This window comes from Candidatus Streptomyces philanthi (assembly GCF_059553635.1).
The window spans coordinates 1-2904 of sequence record NZ_JCANQV010000471.1; the positions used below are offsets into that span (position 1 = coordinate 1).

The window sequence follows — 2904 nt, forward strand, 5'->3', positions numbered from 1 at the left end:
CCGGGAACCGCGCGACGGCGCGGATGCTGGAGGGGGACCGCGGCCGGATGCCCGCCGCTCCGGTCCAGCGCACCGTGGAGGGCGCGTTGACCGGGCTCACCGAGGAGCGGCTGAAGGAACTCCTGCCGGGCTACGGGGTCACGGAGGAGGACGTGCCGGCGGTCGTCGAGAGCTTCCGCTACTTCTCCGCCCACCCGCATCTGCCGCTCCGCTCGATTCCGCAGCTCCTGGAGCGCGCGACGAAGAAGGGGCGGGGGACGGTGGAGGAGGGCATCAGGAAGGACCTGACCAAGCGGGCGCCCGCGACCAGGGGGCGTACCACCGTCACCGTGTACCGGGGGGACAGCCGGTCCCCGGAGGAGATCAGGAAGGCCGGCGGGTTCTTCGGTTACGGCATGGTGTCGGTCGAGCACGCCAGGGTCCTCGCGGCCGAATGGCGGGCCATGAGCCCGATGAAGCGGCGGACCTGGGCCCGGGAATGGAAGGCGCAGACGAAGGGCAGGGGAGACGATCTGCCGTACGTGGCCACGGGCACCACGGGCGCGCAGAAGGCCGGGCACGAGTACCGCATGACCGTTCCCCTGGTGTGGGAGGAGGACGCGCCCCCGGGCCAGGCGCCGGCCGGGGCCGCCGCCGGGCCGCAGCTCTGCGCGGACCGGTGGCCGCTCGACGAGGCCAGCGTCGTGGCCTACAAGCTGGACGAGGAGATCGTTTTCCTGACCGGCATCCCCGCCAAGTACATCGAGGACCTCGGCGCGCCCGAGGTGCCGGAGAAGCCGCAGCACCTGAAGAACCGGAACCCCGGCGGACCAGGAACCGGGCAGGGCCCCGGCCCCGCGTGAGCCCCCGCGCCGCTCAGCGGACCCGCTCCGCCTCGCACAGCGCGTACAACTCCTCGTACGCGGTGGACACCAGGCCGCAGGCGTTGCCGCGGCGGGTGGCGACGGCGGCGAGCCCCGTGCCGGTCGCGGGGTGGAAACCGGCGAACGCCTGCTGGCCGTAGGTCGCTCCGGCGTGGAAGAGGAGCGGGCCGCCGGGGCCGGGGTGCTGGAACCACGTCAGCGTATGGGTGTGCCGGCGGCGCGGGCCCCGGCGCAGCTGCGGGACCTGGACCGCGCGCAGCGGCCCGGCCAGCGGGGTGGCGCCGGGGGAGAGGTGCGCCTCCAGGTACGTCAGCAGGTCCTCGGGGGTGGCGCGGACGGAGGTCGCGGCGGCGAACCCGTGCAGCCGGGCGCCCGGCGCCGGGGTCCGCCCGTCCCCGCGGTAGCCGGTGGCGTCGCGCCCGGTGACGTCCGGCCCCAGGCCGGCGCCGCGCAGGCCGAGCGGGCGCAGGACATGACGGGCCAGCAGTCCGGCCAGGTCGCCGCCCGCGGTGTGCGCGAGGGCGGTACCGAGCAGCGCCAGGCCGAAGTTGGAGTAGTGCCAGCGGGTACCGGGCCGGTGCCGGGGCCGGGTGCGGGCGAAGGCGTCCAGCAGCCGGCCGGTGTCGTAGCGGGCGTACCCGTCGGTGTACGGGCGCAGCAGGGCCCCCGCCACCAGGTCCCGCGGGATGCGCGGCAGGCCCGCGGTGTGGGTCGCCAGATGGCGCAGGGTGATGTGCCGGGAGGCGGGGTGCGCCGGCGGCGCCGGGGGCAGCCGCTCGGCGAGCGGGTCGTCCGGTCCGAGGACACCCGCGCGGGCCAGCTCGGCCATCAGCAGGACGGTGAACGTCTTGCTGAGCGACCCGAGTTCGTAGCGCAGCCCGGCGCGCGGGGCGGCCGGTGCCGGTGCGGTGCCGCCGGTGACGACGGTGCGGATGCCGCGCACGGTGGCGGCCAGGACGACGTCCGGCGCGTCGATCCCGGCGGCCGCCCGTGTGAGCCGGGCGGCGGCGGGGCCGGTCACCGGGCCCCGTGCGCGGACAGCGCGCGGGAGGTGCCCATCGCCGAGGCGAGGGCGGCGACCAGGGTGGGGTGGTGGACGATGTCGAACACCTCGGCCGCGTCGCCCTCCGGCATGCCGTGGTGGAGCGGCATCGCCCCGTCCGGCTGCTGGGCGGCCGCGTACCGTTCCCACACCCGTACGTCGAGGGAGGGGCGGGGCAGGCAGGCGTCGACGACGAGGAGTTCGCCGAGCAGGTCCCAGTGTTCGAGGTCCGCCCAGTCGTCCGTCCAGGCCGGGAGGTACAGCGACAGGTAGCCGGCGATGTCCTCCGGGACGCGGTCGGGGAGTTCGCCCCAGTTGGTGAGGTGGAAGATGGTGTGGGTGACGTCGTATGTGATGTGGTACTGCGCGGTCCATGGTTCGGGCAGGCGTCCCAGCCAGGTGCGGCGCGCGGCGCGGCGGATGTCGTCGCCGGGCATCAGGCCCATCCGCAGCTCGGCGTTGAGGACGGCGAGCCGCCGGTTGGGCACCATCTCGAACGCGTGCCAGCCCGCTGTGCGGCGGTTGACGGCGAGTCCGGCCTCCAGGCCCGGGTGCCGGTGGCCCAGTTCGTGGAAGACGGAGTAGATCTCCAGCGGCACGGGGGAGACGGGCTCGTCGTGCTGGAGGGCGTCCAGCACGTTCCCGCCGTCGAGCAGGTCCCGCCAGGCGAAGTCGAGGAGCTGCCCGGCGCGGGCGCGCTGCTGGGAGCCGGCCACGCCCTCCCGGAACAGCACCCTCATGTTGAGGGCGAGTTCGCCGACGGGTTTGAGGCGTTCGATCAGCGCGCGGTTGGTCGCGCGGTCGTCGGGGGTGAGCCGGAAGTGCTCGCGGTGGGCGTCGAGCCAGCTGAGGGCCCGTTCGCCGACGCTGTGCAGCAGGGCGGGGGGTGCGGCCGTGACCGTCACGGTACTGCCTCGCTTTCACGGATCGTCGCGGCGGTGCCGGACGCGGCGCACCGGGCGAGGGTGGCGGCGAACACGGTCACCAGGGTGGAGTGGT

3 protein-coding genes are annotated in these 2904 nt (G+C 75.1%); 1 reads left to right on the forward strand and 2 read right to left on the reverse strand.

What is annotated here, in order from left to right:
- Positions 1 to 842 (forward strand): hypothetical protein (locus AC51EU_RS29100; RefSeq protein ID WP_496270084.1); only part of this gene is annotated, 842 nt, incomplete at its 5' end.
- 13 nt (positions 843 to 855) lie between these two features.
- On the opposite strand, the gene AC51EU_RS29105 is transcribed toward AC51EU_RS29100, so the two are convergent.
- Positions 856 to 1884 (reverse strand): serine hydrolase domain-containing protein, encoded by a 1029-nt coding sequence (locus tag AC51EU_RS29105; RefSeq protein WP_496270085.1) that lies wholly within the window; start codon positions 1882 to 1884, stop codon positions 856 to 858.
- Positions 1881 to 2810: a DUF6895 family protein gene (locus tag AC51EU_RS29110; protein WP_496270086.1), complete on the reverse strand. Its 930-nt coding sequence runs from the start codon at positions 2808 to 2810 to the stop codon at positions 1881 to 1883. The genes AC51EU_RS29105 and AC51EU_RS29110 overlap by 4 nt, the downstream gene beginning before the upstream one ends.
- Between the last annotated feature and the right edge of the window lie 94 nt (positions 2811 to 2904).